The organism is Streptomyces roseochromogenus subsp. oscitans DS 12.976, from assembly GCF_000497445.1.
GTDB lineage: Bacteria > Actinomycetota > Actinomycetes > Streptomycetales > Streptomycetaceae > Streptomyces > Streptomyces oscitans.
In genome coordinates this window covers 6,484,152-6,486,663 of the sequence record NZ_CM002285.1, presented here as the reverse complement: position 1 = coordinate 6,486,663, position 2,512 = coordinate 6,484,152, and the positions used below count along the sequence as shown (strand labels likewise).

The window sequence follows — 2,512 nt, the reverse complement described above, 5'->3', positions numbered from 1 at the left end:
CCGGCGCCGACACCTTCCGGGTCGCACGACGGCGCGTACGGCCCTTGGGCGCGGCCTCCTCGACGGCCTCGGCCTGCGGCGCCGCAGCCGCCTGGTCGGCGACGGCCACCTGGGCGACCGCTTCCCCGGCGGCGGCCGCCGGGACGACCGGCGCCACGACCGCCTCTTCCTTCGCCGCCACGGCGGCCTGCTCGGCCACGGCGACAGCCTCGACTGCGGCCTTGTCCGCCCTCTCGGCCTTCTCCGCCTTGGGAGCCTTCTCCGCCCTCGGCGCGCCCGCCGGAGCCGAGGCCCTGCGGCTCGCCCGACGGCGGGTACGGCCACGGGTGGCCGCCGCCTCCGCCTCGGCGACGCTGCTGTACAGCTCCTCGTCCGGCGCGAACTCGGGCGCGGGGAGGGCGGCCGGCACGGCGACCTCGGCGGCCACCTCGGCCGCGGTCTCCGCCTCCGGCTCGACGGCCTCACCCGTCTCCACGGCCACGGCAGCGGTCTCGTGCACATGCTCGTGCACCTCACCGCCCCGGCCCCGCTTCTTGCGCTTGCCGCCACCGCCGCCGACGGCTGTCGGCTGCTCCATGTGCACGATGACACCGCGGCCGTTGCAGTGGACGCAGGTCTCGGAGAAGGACTCCAGCAGACCCTGGCCCACCCGCTTGCGGGTCATCTGCACCAGGCCCAGCGAGGTCACCTCGGCCACCTGGTGCTTCGTGCGGTCGCGGCCCAGGCACTCCAGCAGGCGGCGCAGCACCAGGTCGCGGTTGGACTCCAGGACCATGTCGATGAAGTCGATGACGACGATGCCGCCCAGGTCGCGCAGCCGCAGCTGGCGCACGATCTCCTCTGCCGCCTCCAGGTTGTTCCTGGTCACGGTCTCTTCGAGGTTGCCGCCCTGGCCGGTGAACTTGCCGGTGTTCACATCGATCACGACCATCGCCTCGGTCTTGTCGATCACCAGCGAACCACCGCTCGGCAGCCAGACCTTGCGGTCCAGCGCCTTGGCGAGCTGCTCGTCGATCCGGTACGTGGCGAAGACGTCGACCTCGGAGGTCCACTTGGACAGCCGCTCGGCGAGGTCCGGCGCGACGTGCGAGACATACCCGTGGACGGTGTCCCAGGCTTCGTCACCGCTGACGATGACCTTGGAGAAGTCCTCGTTGAAGATGTCCCGCACGACCCGGACGGTCATGTCCGGCTCGCCGTACAGCAGCGTCGGGGCGTTGCCGTTCTTGGACTTCTTCTGGATGTCCTCCCACTGCGCCTGCAACCGCTCGACGTCCCGGCGCAGCTCCTCCTCGCTCGCGCCCTCGGCGGCGGTGCGCACGATGACGCCCGCGTCCTCGGGGACGATCTTCTTGAGGATGGTCTTCAGCCGGGCCCGCTCGGTGTCGGGCAACTTGCGGCTGATGCCGGTCATCGAGCCCTCGGGGACGTACACGAGGTAGCGGCCCGGGAGGGAGACCTGGCTGGTCAGCCGGGCGCCCTTGTGCCCGATCGGGTCCTTCGTCACCTGGACGAGGACGGACTGGCCGGACTTCAGCGCGGACTCGATGCGGCGCGGGCCGTTGGCCATGCCCAGCGCCTCGAAGTTGACCTCACCGGCGTACAGGACGGCGTTGCGGCCCTTGCCGATGTCGATGAAGGCGGCCTCCATCGACGGCAGCACGTTCTGCACCTTGCCCAGGTAGACATTGCCGACGTACGACGTCGACTGCTCCTTGTTGACGTAGTGCTCGACGAGCACGCCGTCCTCGAGCACGCCGATCTGGGTGCGCTCGCCGTACTGGCGCACGACCATCACCCGCTCGACGGCCTCGCGACGGGCCAGGAACTCGGCCTCGGTGATGATCGGAACGCGGCGCCGGCCCTGCTCACGGCCTTCCCGGCGGCGCTGCTTCTTGGCCTCCAGCCGGGTCGAGCCCTTGATGGACTGCACCTCGTCGGACGGCTCGCTCGGCTTGCGCGGCTCGCGGACCTTGACGACCGTGCGCTCGGGGTCGCCGTCGCCGGGCTCGGTGTCCACGGACGTGTCACCGGCACGGCGACGACGGCGCCGACGGCGCCGGCTGCTGGAGGTGGAACCGCCGACCTCGTCGCGGGCCTCCTCGGCGTCCTCCTCCTCCTGCTCGGCGGTGTCCTCGGCGTCCTGCTCGGCCTGCTCGGCGGCCAGTTCCTCGGCCTCCGCGCCCTCGCCCTCGGCGACGTCACCGCGACGGCGGCGCCGGCCGCCACGACGGCGACGGCGGCGCGCTCCGGCCTCCTCGAAGCCCTCGGCGCCTTCCGTCTCCTCGGCCTCCTCGCCCTCGGCGAGGTCCTCGGCCGTCTCGGCGGACTCCTGCTCCTCCTCGGAGGCGGCCTCGACGGCGCGCGCCTCCTCGGCGGCGGCACCCTTACGGCGACGGCGGCGGCGCGAACCGGTCTCGGCGCGCTCCTCCGCGTACTCCTCGGGCCCCTCGGGCTCCTCCGTCTCGGCGGCCTCCGCGGCGGCCTCGGCGGCGGCGCGCTCCGGGGTCTG

General features: G+C 72.7%; 1 protein-coding gene. It reads right to left on the bottom strand.

Annotated features, from left to right (window positions below; genetic code table 11):
• Nucleotides 1–2,512, bottom strand: a 2,512-nt coding sequence (locus M878_RS77695; protein ID WP_023550763.1) for an Rne/Rng family ribonuclease, incomplete at both ends; no start/stop codon positions are given.